General features: G+C 37.5%; 20 protein-coding genes. 2 read left to right on the top strand and 18 right to left on the bottom strand.

The window, feature by feature from the left end; all coding sequences use genetic code 11:
- Nucleotides 1–16: 16 nt before the first annotated feature.
- From grpE to gpr, 7 genes are all read right to left on the bottom strand, one after another.
- A complete protein-coding gene (grpE, locus tag MN204_RS10615) occupies nucleotides 17–586 on the bottom strand; it encodes a nucleotide exchange factor GrpE (protein WP_249871050.1) in 570 nt (189 codons plus the stop codon).
- Nucleotides 587–692: 106 nt separating this feature from the next.
- The gene (gene hrcA, locus MN204_RS10610) at nucleotides 693–1,724 is read right to left on the bottom strand and encodes a heat-inducible transcriptional repressor HrcA (protein ID WP_249871049.1); all 1,032 of its coding nucleotides are present in this window, start codon (nucleotides 1,722–1,724) and stop codon (nucleotides 693–695) included.
- A gap of 100 nt (nucleotides 1,725–1,824) precedes the next feature.
- A complete protein-coding gene (gene hemW, locus MN204_RS10605) occupies nucleotides 1,825–2,991 on the bottom strand; it encodes a radical SAM family heme chaperone HemW (protein WP_249871048.1) in 1,167 nt (388 codons plus the stop codon).
- A 90-nt stretch (nucleotides 2,992–3,081) separates the two neighbouring features.
- A complete protein-coding gene (gene lepA / locus MN204_RS10600) occupies nucleotides 3,082–4,890 on the bottom strand; it encodes a translation elongation factor 4 (RefSeq protein ID WP_249871047.1) in 1,809 nt (602 codons plus the stop codon).
- Between the two features lie 157 nt (nucleotides 4,891–5,047).
- Nucleotides 5,048–5,347 (bottom strand): hypothetical protein, encoded by a 300-nt coding sequence (locus MN204_RS10595; RefSeq protein ID WP_249871046.1) that lies wholly within the window; start codon nucleotides 5,345–5,347, stop codon nucleotides 5,048–5,050.
- A 13-nt stretch (nucleotides 5,348–5,360) separates the two neighbouring features.
- The gene (gene spoIIP / locus MN204_RS10590; protein WP_249871045.1) at nucleotides 5,361–6,521 is read right to left on the bottom strand and encodes a stage II sporulation protein P; all 1,161 of its coding nucleotides are present in this window, start codon (nucleotides 6,519–6,521) and stop codon (nucleotides 5,361–5,363) included.
- Between the two features lie 116 nt (nucleotides 6,522–6,637).
- Nucleotides 6,638–7,738 carry a GPR endopeptidase gene (gene gpr, locus MN204_RS10585; RefSeq protein WP_249871044.1) on the bottom strand — a complete coding sequence of 367 codons (1,101 nt, stop codon included), beginning with the start codon at nucleotides 7,736–7,738 and terminating at the stop codon, nucleotides 6,638–6,640.
- Nucleotides 7,739–7,967: 229 nt separating this feature from the next.
- On the opposite strand from gpr, the gene rpsT reads away from it, so the two are divergent.
- Nucleotides 7,968–8,228: a 30S ribosomal protein S20 gene (gene rpsT, locus MN204_RS10580; protein ID WP_249871043.1), complete on the top strand. Its 261-nt coding sequence runs from the start codon at nucleotides 7,968–7,970 to the stop codon at nucleotides 8,226–8,228.
- 250 nt (nucleotides 8,229–8,478) lie between these two features.
- Here the strand turns inward: rpsT and holA are convergent, their stop codons facing one another.
- The gene (holA, locus tag MN204_RS10575) at nucleotides 8,479–9,498 is read right to left on the bottom strand and encodes a DNA polymerase III subunit delta (protein ID WP_249871042.1); all 1,020 of its coding nucleotides are present in this window, start codon (nucleotides 9,496–9,498) and stop codon (nucleotides 8,479–8,481) included.
- A gap of 333 nt (nucleotides 9,499–9,831) precedes the next feature.
- On the opposite strand from holA, the gene MN204_RS10570 reads away from it, so the two are divergent.
- Entirely contained in the window at nucleotides 9,832–9,966 is a 135-nt protein-coding gene (locus tag MN204_RS10570) for a YqzM family protein (protein ID WP_249871041.1), read from the top strand.
- A gap of 82 nt (nucleotides 9,967–10,048) precedes the next feature.
- On the opposite strand, the gene MN204_RS10565 is transcribed toward MN204_RS10570, so the two are convergent.
- From MN204_RS10565 to yqeH, 10 genes are all read right to left on the bottom strand, one after another.
- Complete coding sequence (locus MN204_RS10565; protein WP_249871040.1) at nucleotides 10,049–12,349, bottom strand: DNA internalization-related competence protein ComEC/Rec2; 2,301 nt, start codon at nucleotides 12,347–12,349, stop codon at nucleotides 10,049–10,051.
- 17 nt (nucleotides 12,350–12,366) lie between these two features.
- Nucleotides 12,367–12,933, bottom strand: coding sequence for a ComE operon protein 2 (locus MN204_RS10560; RefSeq protein ID WP_249871039.1), 567 nt, complete (start codon nucleotides 12,931–12,933; stop codon nucleotides 12,367–12,369).
- A gap of 82 nt (nucleotides 12,934–13,015) precedes the next feature.
- Complete coding sequence (locus MN204_RS10555; protein WP_249871038.1) at nucleotides 13,016–13,612, bottom strand: helix-hairpin-helix domain-containing protein; 597 nt, start codon at nucleotides 13,610–13,612, stop codon at nucleotides 13,016–13,018.
- Nucleotides 13,613–13,712: 100 nt separating this feature from the next.
- Nucleotides 13,713–14,465, bottom strand: coding sequence for a class I SAM-dependent DNA methyltransferase (locus MN204_RS10550; RefSeq protein ID WP_249871037.1), 753 nt, complete (start codon nucleotides 14,463–14,465; stop codon nucleotides 13,713–13,715).
- 3 nt (nucleotides 14,466–14,468) lie between these two features.
- A complete protein-coding gene (gene rsfS / locus MN204_RS10545) occupies nucleotides 14,469–14,825 on the bottom strand; it encodes a ribosome silencing factor (protein ID WP_249871036.1) in 357 nt (118 codons plus the stop codon).
- A 4-nt stretch (nucleotides 14,826–14,829) separates the two neighbouring features.
- Nucleotides 14,830–15,402: a bis(5'-nucleosyl)-tetraphosphatase (symmetrical) YqeK gene (gene yqeK, locus MN204_RS10540; RefSeq protein WP_249871035.1), complete on the bottom strand. Its 573-nt coding sequence runs from the start codon at nucleotides 15,400–15,402 to the stop codon at nucleotides 14,830–14,832.
- The gene (locus MN204_RS10535; RefSeq protein ID WP_249871034.1) at nucleotides 15,392–15,958 is read right to left on the bottom strand and encodes a nicotinate-nucleotide adenylyltransferase; all 567 of its coding nucleotides are present in this window, start codon (nucleotides 15,956–15,958) and stop codon (nucleotides 15,392–15,394) included. Before MN204_RS10535 ends, yqeK begins: the two co-directional genes overlap by 11 nt.
- A 64-nt stretch (nucleotides 15,959–16,022) precedes the next feature.
- The gene (yhbY, locus tag MN204_RS10530) at nucleotides 16,023–16,313 is read right to left on the bottom strand and encodes a ribosome assembly RNA-binding protein YhbY (protein WP_249871033.1); all 291 of its coding nucleotides are present in this window, start codon (nucleotides 16,311–16,313) and stop codon (nucleotides 16,023–16,025) included.
- 1 nt (nucleotide 16,314) lies between these two features.
- Complete coding sequence (gene aroE, locus MN204_RS10525) at nucleotides 16,315–17,160, bottom strand: shikimate dehydrogenase (RefSeq protein ID WP_249871032.1); 846 nt, start codon at nucleotides 17,158–17,160, stop codon at nucleotides 16,315–16,317.
- 11 nt (nucleotides 17,161–17,171) lie between these two features.
- Nucleotides 17,172–18,272 (bottom strand): ribosome biogenesis GTPase YqeH, encoded by a 1,101-nt coding sequence (yqeH, locus tag MN204_RS10520; protein ID WP_249871031.1) that lies wholly within the window; start codon nucleotides 18,270–18,272, stop codon nucleotides 17,172–17,174.

Genomic DNA, 18,272 nt, shown 5'->3' with positions numbered 1-18,272 from the left:
TAAACTTCTGTTCCGATTATTTATTAACTTTAACCATCGCTGGTCGAACTACTCTGTCTTTTAGCATATAGCCTTTTTGTAATTCTTCCACAACTGTGTTGGGTTCTATTTCGTCATCTTCAACCTGCATAACAGCATGATGCACGGTTGGGTCGAATATTTCCCCCTCGGTTTCAATAATTTCTACACCCTGGGATTTTAATGCATCCTGAACTTGACGGTATACCATGGTAATACCATCAAACAGACTTGCGTTTGCTTCTGTCACTTCCACCTGCAATGCTCTCTCAAAATTATCAATAGCAGGAAGCAATTCATTAATCAAATCCTCAGATTTATATTTACGGGCAGCCTCTTTTTCCTTTTGGGACCGCTTTTTGAAATTGTCAAATTCAGCCTGAAGTCTAAGTAGCCTGTTATAAATCTCATCTTTTTCGTCTTTCAATGCCTGGATTTCTTTTCTCGTTTCTGCCGTATCGTTTTGCACATTATCAGCAGGATCACTTTCAGTAGAATCAATCACTTCTATTTCTTCCTCATTGTGAAGATTCTCTTCAACAGTCGCGTCTTTTTTTGGTTCTTCCACTAAGTGCCACCTCCATTATAAAATTCCATGTAAGACTATATCATGAAAAGGAAGCTAAAGAAACTACAATGCATAACTAGTTTGTATTTCAAAAAGCATCTTTTCATTAGCCATCGTTTCTGTACCACATATACATTGCATCTGTCATCTCAGTAGACAAGCCTTTAATTAATGAAATAACCTTTCTGTATTCCATTCTTGTGGGACCTAACAACGCAATCGTACCCATATGGTCACCATTCAGATGATAGGAAGCCGTAATCAAACTTAAATCCTTAATTGCTTCCACTTCATTTTCGTTACCAATTGTTACTTCGATGCCATTTTTACTGTTTTTTAGGATGTTAGCTATTTCATCTTCTTTTTCCATCATTGTAAAAAAGGAACGGATCTTATCAACATCATTAAATTCTGGTTGCATTAAAATATTGGATTTTCCTCCAATATATAATTTTACCGGATTGTCATTCACAAGAAAGGCCTTTAGATATTCGAAGGATTTATCGAAATCATCCATATACATTTTCATAAGATGGGCTACTTCCGTATTCAATACTTCCTGCAGTTTGATAATTGGTACACCTGTAAGCCGCTCATTCATCATATTGACCATCTTTTCCAAATCTGAAGAATTGATCTTTTCCGGAATTGCAAAGGAACGGTGTTCGACATGTCCTGTATTGGTTACAAGAATGGCCACAGCAGTATGATCCGACAGCGGCAGGATCTGAATCTGTTTCAGTGTCGTTTCAAACATTTCAGGACCCAGTATGATTGATGTATAACTTGTGAGCTTTGATAAAACCTCTGCAGACATTTGAACAATTTGTTCAAACTCAAAAAAACCATCCTGTATGATATCTTTGATTATGCTTACCTGATTTTGATTTGTGCTCGGTCCAATCAAATGGTCCACGTAATAACGATAGCCTTTTTCGGAAGGGACCCTCCCAGATGACGTATGGGTTTTTTCCAAAAAGCCAAATTCCTCCAAATCTGCCATTTCATTTCTTATTGTAGCAGCACTATATGGCAGGTTATCTTTTTTGGACAGTGCACGTGAGCCTATTGGCCTTGCTGAATCAATGAAATCATCAATAATGACTTGCAAAATGATAAGTTGCCTTTTTGTTAACATGATGATCACCCCTGTTAGCACTCTTAACTCCTGAGTGCTAATACTATAATAAAATTATCAAATCCATTTTTTTTTGTCAATTAGAATGTCTTATTATCCGCTATTTTAAAGCTAATATTTTATTATCGGCTTCCAGAAGAAACTTTTCGAAGACTCGGTTGCCCAATAGCATCCCCTTATCTGTCAGTTGTATTGCAGATTCATTCTCTTGAAGTAGCCCATTTATTATCAACTTGTCAATTTCTTTTTTATATAACGATTCAGCCTTGAATCCAAACCTATTTTCAAAATGTAATTTATTAATTCCCTTCATTTTCCTTAGACCAAGAAACATCTCTTCTTCGACTCTTTCTTTTACATCTACTTCATCGATTTGCAAAATGGGCTTTCCATCTTTCATTGCCTGGCTTACATAAGCTGGAAGCGGACGGATATTCGTGATTCGTTTTCCGGGTAAATAACCATGTGCTCCAGCACCAAACCCATAATAATAATTGTTACTCCAATAGGTTAAGTTATGTTTGCTTTCATAACCGGGAACAGCAAAATTACTGATTTCATACTGATGAATTCCGTTTGTTTTCATCGTACGCTTCAAAATTTCATACATCTCTACTTCATCATCTTCCGCAGGTCTGTGCAGCTGCCCCTTTTTGTGTTTATGGTAAAAAATTGTTTTCGGTTCAATTTGTAATGCGTATGTGGAGTAATGTGGGAGACCTAATGATAGAGCCTCTTGTAATGAGTTATTGAATTGTTCCACGGTCTGATTTGGCAATGCATAGATTAAATCGAGACTTACATTATTGAAATGGTGCTTCTTCAAAAGTTCTACGGTATCATATACATCTTTTACACGATGAATTCTCCCAAGCTGCTCAAGCATCACATCATCCATTACCTGGACACCGAACGATATTCTGCTGATTCCGTAAGACTTCAGTAAACGCGTTTTCTCTTCATCAATATCACCTGGGTTAACTTCGATTGATACTTCCTCACAAGCCGAGATGTCAAATTTCTTATTCAAGAAACGAAGTAACGTTTCCAGTTGGACTGAATTCAAGGCTGTCGGAGTCCCTCCACCAATATAGATTGTTCTCATTTTATGTTTTTCACCTGGTAGCGAAACGTCTATTTCTTTTTTAAGTGCTTCCAGGTATTCTGTCGCCAATTGTTCATTGTAGAAAAACTTTACGAAATCACAGTAATGGCAAATTTGTCTACAGAAAGGTATGTGTATATATACCGAATCGATCGTATTCATTTATATTCAGCTCCTCTTGTAAAATACAAAAAGGAAAAACTGTCCAGCAATAGAGATGCATTCAAGTTCTTCCTTTTTTCCTTTGAAGTTTTAGTCGTTATTCATTTCCAGAACGGCCATAAATGCTTCCTGCGGCACCTCAACAGAACCAACCATTTTCATCCGTTTCTTACCTTCTTTTTGTTTTTCTAGCAATTTTCGTTTACGGGTAATATCCCCACCGTATAGTTTGGCGGTAACATCTTTCCGAACTGCTTTGATAGTTGATCTGGCAACAATCTTATTGCCGATAGCCGCTTGAATAGGCACCTCAAATTGTTGTCTCGGAATCAGTTCCTTCAGTTTTTCAACAATCTGTTTTCCACGCTCATATGCAAAGTCCCTATGAACGATGAATGATAAGGCGTCAATCGTATCGGCATTAAGAAGTATATCCATTTTAACTAAGTTGGAAGGCTGGTAACCAATAAGTTCATAATCAAAAGAGGCATAGCCTTTTGTTTGAGATTTCAGTTGGTCAAAGAAGTCATAAACAATTTCCGATAAAGGTATATGATAAATGACATTGACGCGAATATCATCAAGATATTGCATATCAACAAAATTACCACGTTTCTTCTGGGAAATTTCCATTACTGCACCAACATATTCGTTTGGCACCATGATGGTAGCCTCTACAAATGGTTCACGGATTTCTTGGATAACTTGCGGATCTGGCATTTTGGACGGATTGTCAATATCAACCACTTCGCCATTCGTCTGTTCCACCTCAAAAATAACACTTGGAGCAGTTGTAATTAGATCGATATTAAACTCTCGCTCAATTCTTTCCTGAATAATTTCCATGTGTAAAAGTCCAAGGAAACCACAGCGGAAACCAAATCCCAAGGCTTGGGATGTTTCTGGTTCATATTGAAGAGAGGCATCATTTAATTCAAGTCTTTCCAATGCTTCACGAAGATCATTATAATCATTGGAGTCAACCGGATATAGACCACAGAAAACCATTGGGTTCAACTTTCGGTAGCCGGGCAAAGCCTCTTCAGCTGGTCTCAGGGCATGTGTTACCGTATCACCGACCCGTGAATCTCCAACATTTTTAATGGAGGCGGTAAGATACCCTACATCGCCCACCGTTAAGCCATCCTTGGTTAAGGGTTTCGGTGTAAAAACACCAACTTCATTTACTTCAAATTCTTTTTCAGTTGCCATCATTTTAATTTTATCTCCGACTTTAACCGAACCTTCTTTTATACAAACGTACGCTACTACACCACGATAAGAATCATACAATGAATCAAATATCAAGGCTTTTAATGGTGCTTCAGGGTCGCCTGCTGGCTCTGGCACGACTTCAGTAATTCTTTCCAAGATTTCTTCAATGCCGATATTTGCCTTTGCAGATGCCAGAATGACATCATCACCATCAATACCCAAAACATCTTCTAATTCTTTTTTAACGCGTTCAGGATCTGCACTTGGCAAATCAATCTTATTTATCACTGGAATAATTTCCAGCTCGTTTTCCATAGCGAGGTAAACATTTGCCAATGTTTGGGCTTCAATACCCTGTGCTGCATCCACTACTAAAATAGCTCCCTCACAAGCTGCCAGACTCCTCGAAACCTCATATGTAAAATCGACATGTCCAGGTGTATCAATTAAATGGAAAATAAACTCCTCGCCACTCTTGCTCGCATATGCAAGTTGAACTGCATTTAATTTAATGGTAATCCCACGTTCACGTTCCAAATCCATCCCATCAAGAAGTTGTTCTTTCATCTCTCTTTTTGAAACGGTTTTTGTATTCTCTAAAATCCGATCAGCCAATGTTGATTTTCCATGATCAATATGCGCTATAATCGAAAAATTACGTACTTTTCGTTGTTTTTTCACCATTCCTGATGTTCACTCCCACAGTCTTTCATCCCTTAATCAGATAAAAGTTTCCAAATTTAAGGCAATAATTACTAGGATTGATTATAGCAATTGCAGCAGTTATATTCAATCAATAAATAGTTAACCACATGATCAGACTGGAAGATTTCTTCCTTGTTTAAAAAAATAGTTGTGCAATTTGATACATCATTTCCATTAAAAATTCAAAAAATCCTTTCACACCTGCTTCCAATATCGAGGCGGTTTTTTGTGTGTATTGAACTGGTGTTGCCTCCGTAATATGAGGTTGACTTACTGGTTGAGAAATTGTTTCTATTCGTGCAACGTTCTCTTCTTCGACACGTATCTCTTCAGGTGCTTCCGTAACATACTGTATACCCTGCTCTTTATTTACACCATATACAACCCCTGATAAAAAAAAGACAGCCATCATCAATAAAACAACAATAAATCGCATCGATAATCTCCTCCTAAGGATTTGCTTGTACTGCTTCGGCATCCCAATAATAGTCACTGAAAACTTCTGCAAATGCATCAACGGATCGATACATTTCTTCCAAAGTATTATCGACCCCGCCAAATTCAATGAGTATCGAATTTTCTGATATATCCTGATTAAATATTCCATTCGTTCCTGCACCTTGTTTTGGGAGGACTCCCCTACTAATACCCGGATATTTCTCTTCAAGCATATAATGCAGTTTAGATGCAAGTTCCAGATTTTTTTCATGTCCAGTATGTTCTGCTCCGACTACAAAAAATATTTTCGCATAAGCTTCTCCATTGATTACTTTCGTTGTATGATCCTTTCTTAGCGAATCCCGATGGAGATCGAATACATACTGAATGTCTCTATTTGTCGCGAATGCCTCTTCTACTATTTCTCTGGATGCATCATAGGATTGCCAGTATTCCCAATTTCTTTCATTCAATAGGTTACCAATATCCGTATCATCCACATGCGAACCGATTCCTTTTCTCTCTAGGGAACCAGCAAGTCTCTCGCTTACCTTGGTGATATTCATCTCGGGGTGATGCGCAGAATTAGGATCTGTAACCCCTGGCAAATGGGGAAGAAATGATTCTCTATTGTGTGTATTATAGATGAAGACCACATTTCGATCACCTGTCGTAAGTTGTGTTTCTTCTCTATCATCTTCTATGGGTTCTTCTGGTTCTTCGTCCATGATTGCTTCTCGATCTTTTAAAACCTCTTCCAATGGGGGAAAAGATTCAACAGGGAAATTGGTATAATCCGTTCCTTCACCAGCAATAAGAATACGACTATCATATATGGAAAAACCCGGTAATTCATTTCCAAGTAAACTTCTTGGGTCATTCGGTTTTAAGTTCGTTGCAACCTGGAACAATACTCCGGAAATTTGCGGCAATTGGCGATCGTCAGGAAATGCTTCTTTAAAAGATCTATTCTCCATACCTAATAGATTGTAAAATACAAATCCATCGATATCCCGTGTCCATTCTGAGATTAAGCTGGATGAAAAACGAAAGGCAGGCTGAACCGTTGTCAGCAATCCAATGGATACAAATAAAACAATAATACTAAGCAGGTATAGCCCGCTTCTTCTCGATAGAATCTGAACATTGCTTTTCAGGTGATTTTTATCCATAAAAATACATGATCCCACCTTTCTTTCGTCAACTCTTGTTTAAAATCTATGAGCTGAGCCGAGAAACTAGAACCATGTATTGAAAAAAATAGACTATTTAGTAGAGCTTATTTCAATTACCTGGAATAAGATGCGAAATTATCCACATTTACTTTTTCATGCAACGCTGCATTCACTCCATTTGCAATCAAGTTTGCCATATCAATCATAAATCCATCCACTTCTTTTGGGGTTACCATCAAGTTATGACCAATTGGTGTTAATACTTCCGTAATCAACTTTCTTTTTTCATCTTCAGATAGAGATCCTACCATTCCAAGGAAAGTTTCTCTTTTCTTTTGATCCGGCATATCATCTTCAGTCAGCTTTTTACCCCCAAATGCCATCCCTGCTGGAGCCAAGGATTTGGAAGGTCGATCTTTTTCATTCCATTCCCTGCCAAAATGCTTTAAAAGAAAATCGATGGTGTCACTCGCAATTGTAACGGCATCAACAACTGTTGGGACACCAATAGCCAAAACTGGGACACCGAGCGTTTCCTGACTAATTTCTTTTCGTTTATTACCGACACCGGATCCCGGATGTATTCCTGTATCAGAAAGCTGTATTGTTTCATTTACCCGTTCAATGGATCTGGAAGCAAGGGCGTCTATTGCAATTATAAAATCAGGCTTATACTTTTCTGTAATACCAAAAATGATATCGCTTGTTTCGATACCAGTAACCCCCATGACACCTGGAGTTACGGCAGCGACTTCACGATAGCCATCTGCCACTGCTTCTTGCTGAAGTTTGAATAAATGACTGGTAACCATTACCTTTTCTACCGTCATTGGCCCCAAAGCATCCGGAGTCACGTTCCAGTTACCAAGTCCAACGATTAATCCCGTTCCATCTATCGGAATATTATTCCTCGAAATCAAATTTTCCAACTCTCTGGCAAGAATTTTTGCAGCGGCTTCCTGTCTTGCTGTATCCTGTCTTTTTACACCATCTGCATAAATTGTCACATAAGATCCGGGTTTTTTCCCTATTAACTTTGCACCTTCCTCATCTATATCTACATAGGAAATTTTTATATTGTTTTCATTTCGTTCCTTGAAAGTGACCCCCTTTATGTTACTTTCCTTCTTCTTTGGTTCTGTTTCTGTATACATATCACGTGCTTCCACAGCCAAATCGGTTCTTACCTGAAATTCTTTATTTAATTCTTCCATTTGCTTGTCGTCCCTTCTTATGGTTATCAATTATAGAATGGACTATTTAGCCAAAAACATACAAATTGTTAGGTTCGCACAACTATTCTATTGAAAACATCGGCTTCCTTTGGTAAAATACATCTTGTCCCACCTGAAAGTTGATTGAAAATAACGGATAACTTTAAGAGGATAATTGAACTTTATTAACTATTTATAAGATAATGTTCATGATTAGGAGGTGAAATAGATGGCTAATGTAAAATCAGCGATTAAACGAATTGGTGTTAACGAAAAGAAACATGTGGCAAACACTTCTCAAAAATCAGCAATGCGTTCAGAAATTAAACGTGTTGAAAGTTTGATTGATGCTAACGATGCAGAAAATGCAAAAGTTGCATTACAAACAACAACAAAACATATTGACAAAGCTGTACAAAAAGGATTAATCCACAAAAATGCAGGCGATCGTCAAAAATCTCGTCTAACTAAAAAAGTTAACGCACTTTAATACAATAAAAAAAACGATCCGAAAAATCTTTCGGATCGTTTTTTTGTCGGCTAGTAGAAAAATATAAATTTTTGGCCGACGCGATTACTTCTTGATCGTTTAGAAGCATCGGAAGTCATATAAAGTGTGCCGTAACCTGTTTATTTGTTAATAATGCGAAGTAGTTTCTCGGCGAATCGCAATCCTTTTCCAAGGCCGTCTGGTGAAACACTTGGCGCAGCCCCCTCCATCCTTAACCGGTCTAACCGCTTTATGCTGATTGAATCAGATCATACAGCAGCAGTTCAAAAGCAAGATTTTTTTCCATTTTCCCTTGCTTCATAACAGCATCAGCATCCGTTAATTTGCTGATTATATCCTCCAATTTATGGATTGTAAATTTCTTTTCTCGACTGAGGGCAATTTTAATGACATATGGATGAGAACCAATTGCCTTTTGCATTTGAAATTGACTATAGCCTTTTTGCTTAAGGAGCTTGACTCTGAGAATGGTCCGGAATTGAAAAGCAAGCAGCCCAATCATAGCAATCGGTTCCTCTTTCAGTTTTTCCAGGTCTTTGAAGACTGAAATAGCCTTATGTAAATCTCGATCAATGACAGCGTCCACCAATCTTAATGAAGAGCTATTGGAAGTATGGGAAATAAGGCGCTCTGCTATATCTCTGGTAATAACTCCATTATCTCCAACGTACAGTGCAAGCTTATTTAACTCGCTTTCCAATAAATGAAGATTTGATGATAACTCTGTCTCTAAAATTTCATATGCATCCTGATCAATGGTTATACGGTGCTGGTTAGCCAATGTGTTGATCCATTGTTTCAAATCCTGATCCTTGACAGCATTACACACTGCAACTGTAGCGTGCTTCTTTAGGATTTTACTAATTTTTTTGCGTTCATCAATTTTCTCATATGCTGCAATAAATACTAAAATAGAATAATCCGCAGGTGCTTGTAGGTATCTTTCCAACGAAGCAGTATCATGTTCGAAAGGAAGCTTGTCCGGTTTTGCTTTAAGGAAACCGGGATTAGTGGCGATAATCAGCTTTCTCTCACCAAAGAAAGGATATGTTTCAGCATCAGCTACAACTTCCTGGACAGGGGTCTCCTCTAAATCATACACAGAAAGATTATCTTCATCCCCTTCGAGCACCCGTTTCATAAGCTCTTTCTTTATAGTTTGTAAAAAGAAGGACTCAGAACCATATGCGAGATATACTTGATCAAGATGGTTCTTTTTAATTTGTTTCATAACATCGATATATGACATTCACTATTCACTCCAACTATGTATAGTTATAATGGTAAAGCTGAATCCCGTGAATGGCAAGAAATATTTTGGATAAGAGGATTTCCTTTTCATGTATCATCCGAAAATCCTCTTATCCATCATCTATATAAACGCCTGACATCCAGCTCTAGAAACTGCATATCAAACGATGTTTTTACTTGTCTTTAGCTTATGCCGACACAGCAAAAGTATAGATGTTAAGTCTTACTAAAAATGGTGATGAATAATAAATTCGTTATGTGTATCCTTATAAAGTAGATTTTTTAAACAATTTAATTTATACTAAAGTTGATAACATAGGAGGGGTATATTGTGAACGAATTTGAAAAAGATGTACAGTATAAAGGCAACGATGTAGTTGATTCCATCAAAGGATTTGCTTTCTCATTTATTTTCTTCGTGTTGATTTTTGCTATTGGTTCTACAATCAGCGTGATTGCTCAGTAGTCAGCCCTAATTATCCTTATTTTTAATGAAAGAGACTGGTTCAGCAGTCTCTTTTTTCATTTTCTACCTATCCATTGGTAGCTTATGGCAAATGTGTGTAAAATGTTCCACCATGCTCATTGAACAAATATTGCACCGCACCATTTCGATCCGTCCTTAGAATGATTGTTTCTTCTTCTTTAAGTGTTTGGACAACTTCCATTGCAGGATGTCCATAACTATTTGATTCACCTACAGAAATAAGCGCGAATTTTGGATTTGTTTTCTCCAGGAAAAATTTATCTGTTGATGTATTACTTCCATGATGTGCTACTTTTAAAACATATAGTGATAAATTTGGATAGGTTTCCAAAAGTTCTTTTTCTTCGTTTTTTCCAATATCTCCAGTAAACAGCCAACTTTCTCCACCTAATTCGGTGTATAAAACAAGAGAATTTTCATTTGCTGACATATGCTCCACATGAGGTGCTAACACATAAAACCCATGATTTCCGACTTCAAAATAATCATTTCGACCCACCCTTGTAATTTCAGTCGGTGAATTTTCGCCAGCCAGCTCTCTCAAAAAAGTGTCATCAAAATATTCCGTTATGATGATTTCATCAACTGCCAAATCTTTCATGATAAATGGTACACTTCCCACATGGTCCAAATCATCATGAGTCAGTATGAGAGCATCAAGTCTCCTTATACCTCTCGAATAAAAATAAGGCTTTAAAATTTGTTGATAAACCTTTTCTGTTGCTTCCATATCTTCAAAGGAAAACCTTGCACCTGCATCAATCATTAGCACCCCTTTTCTATAAGGTAATTCAATAAGAAAAGCATCTCCCTGACCGATATCAAACATGGTTACAGTTCCTGTTTCTGAAAAATATGGTTTAGCCGCAATACCAATAATCAGAAAACACATGAATAGTCCACTCACAAGTGATTGCTTTAATTTTTTCCTTTGTAAATCATTCATAAACACAAAAAATAAGACAAAATAGATTGCAGCAGCATTTATCGGAAAGCCATTTAATAGAAAAGGGTAGAAGAACAAACGATCAATCATTCTAATAAAAGCTAATACCCATTTATGAATCCCTGCAAAAATAAGATCAAATGGTTGAATCAATAAATCAGGAAGAAAAGTTAGTGGCAATAAGCTATACATAAGCGGAATTACAAAGATGGTGAAGTATGGGATAATGATTAAATTAATGATGATGGATAGAGGCTGAAATAACGAGAAGTAGGCAAACTGAATAGGAATAATAGCCATTTGCGAAACAAAATTTATTTGAAGAACCTGCCAGAAGATGGAATCTGTTTCACTTATCCATTTCTTTGAGAGGAGAATTGCTAAAGTAACAATAAACGATAATTGAAAACCCACATGGTAAACAATGTAGTTATCGATCAGGATTAATAATAAAAACACGATACTTAAAACATCTGTATAGCTAAATTTTAATTTATATTTATTCAGCAGGATAAATATGACTACCATCGTGGATGCTCTCCAAACGGATGGTGCCCCTCCAGCCAATAAAGCATAAACAGGAAGCAGAATTACCATTAGCCACTGTGATTTTTCCTTCGTAAGCATATTAAGTCTAATGAGCAGAAAATAGCATAATCCAACAATTAGGCCAATATGGGTACCGGAAATAGCTATGATGTGTGTTAAACTCCACCTTTGAAAAATTTCCTCTGTTTCATCATCTATATTTGAATCATCTCCAAAAACGATTGCAGTCAGCCACGAGGAACTGAATGCACTTAATTTGTTTTCAACATGGGTTAGTAAAAATTGTCTGGCCGTATAAAACCGATTAAGAAAGGAAGAACCACTGCATTGAATATTTTCTAACGAATCTAAAATGAGCTGGTGGGTGATGCCTTGAGTGAGGAGGAAATGACGATAGTCGAATTGATTTGGGTTTCTGCTTTCAGCAGGTAATTCTGCTGTTCCTTTCAAAGTGCAGTTAGCCCCGTGTTTCATACTTTTGTAGAATTTATTGTTTTTGAACGATTCGTCATTAATGGGAGGAAAATACAGAACCAGAATTTTTTGGTTGGTGGTTGATTCTTCCATAATGAATTCCAACTTGTCTTTCGTGGACGTAACTGGACTTATAATCGTTCCGGAAAAGTTGGTTTCTTCTGATGGGAAATGATGATCGTATAATTGATGATGATCAGTATCGGGGATGAAAAACAAGAATAAAATGAAGACAGTTAAGGAAATGATTATAGGCCATTTCCTCAACCGCTCATAAAAATATAAATAAAAGAGCCATAATAAAAATGCAACAATTATCCAGTTCGTGTTAAAAAATACATATAAAATGGCTGTGCCAGCCGCAAAAGCTGGAAAATGCCAATAGCCTTTCACGTTTTTATTCACCTATTTCAATTTTTTTGAAATAACTTCTCTGCTTCCTTCTTCAATCGAATAACTTCACTATCTGCTTCTGTTATCGAATCCAGCTTACCGATTAGATTATTGACCAGAGTTTCTTTTTCCTGGTAATGTGTATCCACTGCCAAATAATCCAATTTTACTTTCTTTGTTTCAACGCCTGCTTCTTTAAATAATTGTATAGCATATTCATGATTACGATAATCTTCAGCGTAATAAACTGTTCGGATTCCACTTTGAATTAGCTGCTTCGTGCATTGCAAGCAAGGGAAATGGGTTACATAAATATCTGCTTTATCCGTTGGCACTCCAAATTTTGCGCACTGTAATAGAGCATTCGCCTCTGCATGTACAGTCCTAACACAATGCCCATCTATGACATAGCATCCATCATCTATACAATGTACACTTCCTGACACACTGCCATTATAGCCGCCGGCAATAATTCGTTTGTCCCTGACTATAGTGGCACCTACCATTAGCCTTGTACAAGTACTTCTAAGTGCCAGTAAATGACTTTGTGCCATAAAGTATTGATCCCAAGATATTCTTTCCATCTGCATATTCCCCTTTATATGTTGTTGATACTAGTTTACAATCAGCCTGAACCTGCGTCAATTTCCACAATAGGTTTTGCAATTAAGGGATTTGTATGTCATCTTTCATGTTTTCAAGGGTTTTCTCACCAATTCCGGATACTTTCAGCAAATCCTCTACGGTTTGGTAGTATCCATTTTCCTCTCTATATTGAAGAATAGACTGAGCTTTTGAGGGGCCGATTCCAGGCAGTTTTTCAATTTCTTCTTGGGTTGCGTAATTGATCCTCACCTTTCCATTACCGCTCATATCGTTAGAACTTACAGCAGCTTCACCTACAGCAGGAACGATGATAACCATTTCGTCCTGTACTTTCTGTGCTAGATTTACATGTGACTGATCAGCTTCTACCTTAAAACCACCGGCCAAAAGTATAACATCATTCACTCTCTTATCAAGTGACACTTCATAGACACCCGGCTTTAAGACAGCACCTTTTACATCAACAATTGCGCTATGGGTTGAACTCGCTTCATTGGTTGGATCGGGTGATTGTTCCAGGAGGTTTTCGGAAGAGGCTACTGCATGTAAATCGTTTGAAGTATGATTTGATTCTTCATTTGCTGTAATAACGAGAAAGAAAATTACAACTGAGGCAGCAATAATAAAGAATGAGGATTTTTTAAGGATTTCCAACATTAGGAAACACCTCCTTCCAGTTGTAGGATTTGCTTATATATGTTTATTCGACATCCATATCCAAATTCCTGCAACTAAAAAAAGACCGGGAAATATTCGTTTATCCCGGCCTTTTTTCACCCAAAAAGAAAATTCTTTCGGACTTTTCATCTATATTATTCTCTTTTAAAGAAAAATCAGCGTATAGTTTAAGGTTTTCAAAACCTGACTCGATTAAAAGTTTTTTATAAAATTCAATCGAATAGGTTTTTTGATGGTGAAATTCATCAAATCTTACATACTTATCTCCTTCCAGAGAGAAAAATGTCAAATCATGAAACATTTCACCGCGTTCTTCTCCTTCTGCGCAGAACCATATATAAGAAGCGTCATCCGTCACATCAGCAAAGGTCTGGTTGATGTAGTTTTGCTCTACGTGATGTAGTGAATGCACATCAAATATAAAAAGGCCGCCTACCTTCAGAGACGCTGCGATATTTCGGAATGTTTTTTTCAATTCCTCAGGATCTGTAATATAGTTGATGACATCACAATAACTGATTGCAGCATCATAGTCAGTCAAACCATTTAACGTGATTAAGTCCTGCTGAAGCCACTGGATGCTAAGATTTTGTTCACTGGCTTTATGTTCCGCGTATGTCAGCATATCGGGCGAATAATCCACACCTGTCATCTGATATCCGGACTTAGCCAATCTTGTTGCTATCTCTCCGGTTCCACAACCAAGATCGGCAATTTTTACAATGTCATTATCGGAGGCTTTAATAATAGCTTCTGTAAACGTAATCCACTCAGCATACGGAGCATTTAACATCAATTTATCATACAGGTATGCCATCTTTTGATACGCCATTGGCTAGCCTTCCTGTCCTAACTGGAGTGGTACACGGGCAGCATCTCCCCATAATCGTTCGAGATTATAGTAACGGCGCTCATCTTTATGAAAAACATGACATACAATATCACCGATGTCAACAAGAATCCAGCGAGCCTGCTCGAATCCTTCCATACGTTTCACATCCAGTCCATTTTCATCCGCTGCATCTTTAATTCCTTTTGCAATTGCCTGAACTTGCCTTTCTGTATTTCCATGGCATATCAAAAAGTAATCAGCGACTAAGGAAACCTGGTTCATATCTAAAGCAATAATATCTTCAGCTCTTTTATCGTCACAAGCTTCAGCAATTAATTCCACTATTTCTCTGTTTTTCATTTAATTAAGCCCCTCCGTTAATTTGGTTTGTTAAATCATTATATGCATAAAACGTGTCAGGATATATCGTATTGCCTTTATTTACTAAATGGTTGATCGTGTTTCTGGAGGCCATCCAGCACGCTTTTGTTAAATCCTTTTTAGCCATTTCCCTCACATCATCAACACCTGGAAATTTCCTGCCGGGTTCAATGTAATCTGCAAGGAAAATAATTTTATCCAGCTTGCTCATATGTGCTCTTCCGGTTGTATGATAATGGATGGCATTCTGTATTTCTTTATCGACTATTCCGTGCTCGGCCTCAATAAGCAATGCTCCCACCGGACCATGCCATAATTCATGATGATAATGCAGAAGATCTTTCGGCAGTGGCGATTTCTTAATCCAATGCTTCATTTCATCCAGAGGACGGTACTTTGCATAATCATGAAAAATGGCAGCAAGCTCTGCTTTTTCTGTTGAATCACGATACAGCTCAGCTAACTTGACAGCTGTTTCCGCCACTCGGATGGAGTGCTGAAATCTCTCTTCTGTCAAATGGGCTTTTACTTTTTCAATTGCTAAATCAATTTTCATATAGACGGTTCTCCTCGATATATGATATTACTGAATCAGGTACAATATAGTTGACAGATCTTTTGGACCTCAGCCAATTACGCAGCATGGACGATGAAATATCGATCATCGGGATATCCACTTCGGTAACTGGATATTCGGTATCCACTTGATATCCCGAGCGCTTTACACCTACGAAGTTGACAAGTGATAAAAGTTCATCCACCTTATGCCAATGCGGCAAATACTCAACCATATCTGCACCAATTATGAAATAAAAATCCTTCTTTGGAAATTCCTTTTTTAAATATTTCATCGTATCCAAAGTATATGATTTACCGGAACGTTCTATTTCAATTGTATTCACTTTAAAAAAAGGATTGCTCTCAGTAGCAAGTTGTAGCATCTTTATTCGATCAATCGCTTTCGTCTTTGCAGCATCTTTGTGTGGCGGCGTATAGGTCGGAATAAACCATACTTCATTTAGTTCCATGGCCAGCCTTACTTCTTCCGCTATCAATAGATGCCCTAAGTGGGGCGGGTCAAATGTGCCCCCTAATATTCCTATCCGCTCCATTATAAACCCCTCTAACTTACCTTTATGTTGTTTCTTCCCCTGTTCTGGTTCTTCCTATTATCTATTAAGGTAATTGCAGCTGCTTGTTTTCTTTAGATTCTTTATATAACACTATATTATTTCCGATTATTTGTACAATATCAGAATTGGTTCCTACAGACAACTGTTCGGCAACAACGTCCTTATCCTCCATACAATTTTGAAGAACACTTACTTTAAGTAGCTCTCTCTTTTCTAACGCTTCCGATATTTGCTGAATCATATTTTCGTTTACAGCGGTCTTCCCAACTTGAAAAATAGGCTTCAAATGATGTGCTTCCGATCTTAAAAATCGTTTTTGTTTACCTGTTAACATATTATCTTCCTTCCAATAAAGCTTTTAATTTTATTTCCAAATCATCAATGATTATTTTTTTGTTCGTCCAGATTTCAAAGGCATATAACGCTTGATATAAAAGCATTGTGTGACCATGATGTGTTTTGGCTCCACGCTCAGCAGCTTCCCTAAGAAATTTGGTTTCCAGCGGTTGATATACGATATCACTGACAATAGCGTTCTTTTTTATTCTGTCGGGTGAAATTATTGTCTGATCTTCATTAGGTTTCATTCCGACCGATGTTGTCTGAATAATAAGGTCATACTTGCCTAATATTTGCTCAGCTTCTTCCAAGGAGAGGATATTCGTGCTCCTAGGTTGGCTGGAATTCCCGGCAATTACCTCTGCACTGGATTTTGTTCTGTTTGCAATATCGATATTTTTAAAATTCGCTGTGGCAAGTGCAAAATAAATCGCTCTTGCAGCACCACCAGCTCCAAGTAATAAAACACGAATCTCTTTATCACGGAGCAATTCCGGATATTTGCTTTCCAATGAACGCAAATATCCGATTCCATCCGTATTATAACCAACCCATTTACCATCTTGATTTACTACCGTATTGACTGCCCCCATAGCTTTTGCAGTATCATCAAGGATATCCAAGTGTGGGATGACATCCTGTTTATAGGGAACAGTAATATTGAAACCATCAATCTGTTCATTCTTCAACAGGATCATACTTTCTTCAAAAGAATCGGTCGGCTTTATTTCATGCATCGTATACGTTCCCTGTATTTTCGACTTATCTAAGAATTCTTTATGAATCCAAGGAGAAAGAGAATGACTAATTGGATAACCGATGAGCTTGAAACGATACCCCATAAGACCCCTCCTTATAGTAATGACTTCCGAATTGAAATGGATACATCCTTAGGACTGTGTGCGGTAACAGTAGTATTAACCCCTGAAATACTAACCCAACCTAAGCCAGGAAATACAATATCGGTCTTTTCCCCACTTATTTTAAACGTACTTGCAGTGAGTTTAGGTAACTTTTCCAATGTTTTCGCATTAGGTGGAGTTAGTAGTCCCCCAAGATGATTTTCATAAAGGTCATCCGCTTTTTCCAGCTTCGTACGGTGGATTGACAACTCGTTAGAGAAATAGCAGACAAATGACTGCTTGTCCCCTTTGATGAAATCAATTCTTGCTAAGCCACCGAAAAATAATGTCTGCTGACTATTTAATTGGTACACCCTGGCTTTAATTTCTTTATTTGGTGTGATTACTTTCAGATCCTCTTCAGATATATAATGGGCCATTTGCTGTTTATTAACGATACCCGGTGTATCAATAAGTGAGGTAAATTCATCCAAAGGTATTTCAATGAACCCCAAAGTTGTTCCAGGGAAATAAGAAGTAGTAATGACATCTTTTAATCCTGTCGTTTGCTTTATCAGGCGATTTATAAATGTTGACTTGCCTACATTGGTGGTGCCAACTATATATACATCCTTATTTTCTCTGTACTTATCTAGCTGCAACGTTAATTCTTCAATTCCTGTGCCTTTAACCGAGGATATGAGGAAGACATCTTTCACCTTTATACCAGCCTCTTTAGCTTGAGATCGAAGCCATTGCTCCAGTTTATTGCGATTTGTAGACTTAGGCAACAAATCCAATTTATTTCCTACTAGTATAATTGGGTTATCTCCCGTAATTCTTGGAAGGCTTTTAATCAGACTGCCATTCACATCGAATATATCAATCACATGAACGACTAAGCCGTTAGCATTCCTTATTGAACTTACCATTTGAAGGAAATCATCATCTGTTATCGAAACGTCCTGGATTTCATTATAATGTTTCAACCGGAAACATCTTCTGCACAATATGTTTTCCTTTTCTAAGGATGAAGACGGTGTATAACCTGCAGCATCCGGATTTTCTGTTTGGATCTGTATCCCGCATCCTTGGCAATATATAGTTTCCAA

The organism is Oceanobacillus saliphilus (assembly GCF_023522835.1).
GTDB classification, from domain to species: Bacteria; Bacillota; Bacilli; order Bacillales; family Amphibacillaceae; genus Oceanobacillus; species Oceanobacillus saliphilus.
Note: the sequence above shows the minus strand (reverse complement) of the source record. Positions and strands in the feature narration are given on the sequence as shown.

Excerpts from the sequence above, each read along its gene's own strand:
- rpsT (WP_249871043.1), top strand. The coding sequence starts at position 7,968 with ATGGCTAATGTAAAATCAGCGATTAAACGAATTGGTGTTAACGAAAAG.
- yhbY (WP_249871033.1), bottom strand. The coding sequence starts at position 16,313 with ATGTTAACAGGTAAACAAAAACGATTTTTAAGATCGGAAGCACATCAT.
- spoIIP (WP_249871045.1), bottom strand. The coding sequence starts at position 6,521 with ATGGATAAAAATCACCTGAAAAGCAATGTTCAGATTCTATCGAGAAGA.
- MN204_RS10560 (WP_249871039.1), bottom strand. The coding sequence starts at position 12,933 with ATGGAAAGAATATCTTGGGATCAATACTTTATGGCACAAAGTCATTTA.
- lepA (WP_249871047.1), bottom strand. The coding sequence starts at position 4,890 with ATGGTGAAAAAACAACGAAAAGTACGTAATTTTTCGATTATAGCGCAT.
- rsfS (WP_249871036.1), bottom strand. The coding sequence starts at position 14,825 with ATGAAAAACAGAGAAATAGTGGAATTAATTGCTGAAGCTTGTGACGAT.
- MN204_RS10555 (WP_249871038.1), bottom strand. The coding sequence starts at position 13,612 with ATGTTGGAAATCCTTAAAAAATCCTCATTCTTTATTATTGCTGCCTCA.
- yqeK (WP_249871035.1), bottom strand. The coding sequence starts at position 15,402 with ATGAAAATTGATTTAGCAATTGAAAAAGTAAAAGCCCATTTGACAGAA.
- MN204_RS10595 (WP_249871046.1), bottom strand. The coding sequence starts at position 5,347 with ATGCGATTTATTGTTGTTTTATTGATGATGGCTGTCTTTTTTTTATCA.
- hrcA (WP_249871049.1), bottom strand. The coding sequence starts at position 1,724 with ATGTTAACAAAAAGGCAACTTATCATTTTGCAAGTCATTATTGATGAT.
- gpr (WP_249871044.1), bottom strand. The coding sequence starts at position 7,738 with ATGGAAGAATTAAATAAAGAATTTCAGGTAAGAACCGATTTGGCTGTG.
- holA (WP_249871042.1), bottom strand. The coding sequence starts at position 9,498 with ATGTCATATATCGATGTTATGAAACAAATTAAAAAGAACCATCTTGAT.
- aroE (WP_249871032.1), bottom strand. The coding sequence starts at position 17,160 with ATGGGGTATCGTTTCAAGCTCATCGGTTATCCAATTAGTCATTCTCTT.
- MN204_RS10535 (WP_249871034.1), bottom strand. The coding sequence starts at position 15,958 with ATGGAGCGGATAGGAATATTAGGGGGCACATTTGACCCGCCCCACTTA.
- hemW (WP_249871048.1), bottom strand. The coding sequence starts at position 2,991 with ATGAATACGATCGATTCGGTATATATACACATACCTTTCTGTAGACAA.
- MN204_RS10550 (WP_249871037.1), bottom strand. The coding sequence starts at position 14,465 with ATGGCGTATCAAAAGATGGCATACCTGTATGATAAATTGATGTTAAAT.